Source organism: Serratia sp. Ser99, assembly GCF_024519545.1.
Taxonomy (GTDB): Bacteria; Pseudomonadota; Gammaproteobacteria; order Enterobacterales; family Enterobacteriaceae; genus Serratia; species Serratia liquefaciens.
In genome coordinates this window covers 1-1,070 of record NZ_JALJRT010000030.1, presented here as the reverse complement: position 1 = coordinate 1,070, position 1,070 = coordinate 1, and the positions used below count along the sequence as shown (strand labels likewise).

General features: G+C 52.1%; 1 protein-coding gene. It reads right to left on the bottom strand.

The genetic code is table 11. The features are described 5' to 3' along the window. The coding region (gene tuf, locus NR114_RS24195; protein ID WP_129942445.1) for an elongation factor Tu at nt 1–1,070 on the bottom strand (1,070 nt) is incomplete at both ends.

Genomic DNA, 1,070 nt, shown 5'->3' with positions numbered 1-1,070 from the left:
CCGTCGTCCATCGCGATTGGGTGGATCAGGGTAACAACCATGTTCACGTTGTCACCTGGCATTACCATTTCAACGCCTTCTGGCAGTTCGATGGTACCGGTCACGTCAGTTGTACGGAAGTAGAACTGTGGACGGTAGCCTTTGAAGAATGGAGTATGACGACCACCTTCTTCTTTGCTCAGGATGTACACTTCTGAGTCGAACTTGGTGTGTGGCTTGATTGAACCTGGTTTAGCCAGTACCTGACCACGTTCGATGTCTTCACGCTTGATACCACGCAGCAGAACACCAACGTTCTCACCAGCACGGCCTTCGTCCAGCAGTTTGCGGAACATTTCAACGCCAGTACAGGTAGACTTAACGGTGTCTTTGATACCAACGATTTCAACTTCTTCGCCAACTTTAACGATACCGCGCTCAACACGACCGGTAACAACGGTACCACGACCGGAGATGGAGAAGACGTCTTCGATTGGCAGCAGGAACGGCTTGTCGATAGCACGCTCTGGTTCTGGGATGTAAGAATCCAGGTAACCGGCCAGCTCGATGATTTTAGCTTCCCACTCAGCTTCGCCTTCCAGTGCTTTCAGCGCTGAACCACGAACAACCGGCAGGTCATCACCAGGGAAGTCGTAAGCAGACAGAAGTTCACGAACTTCCATTTCTACCAGTTCCAGCAGCTCTTCATCATCAACCATGTCGCATTTGTTCATGAATACGATGATGAAAGGAACGCCAACCTGACGACCCAGCAGGATGTGCTCACGGGTCTGAGGCATTGGGCCGTCAGTCGCAGCAACAACCAGGATAGCGCCGTCCATCTGAGCAGCACCGGTGATCATGTTTTTAACGTAGTCGGCGTGCCCTGGGCAGTCAACGTGCGCGTAGTGACGAGTCGGGGTGTCATACTCAACGTGAGAAGTGTTGATGGTGATACCACGAGCTTTTTCTTCTGGCGCGTTATCGATCTGGTCGAAAGCACGTGCAGAACCGCCGTAGGTTTTAGCCAGAACGGTGGTGATTGCTGCAGTCAGGGTAGTTTTACCGTGGTCAACGTGGCCGATAGTACC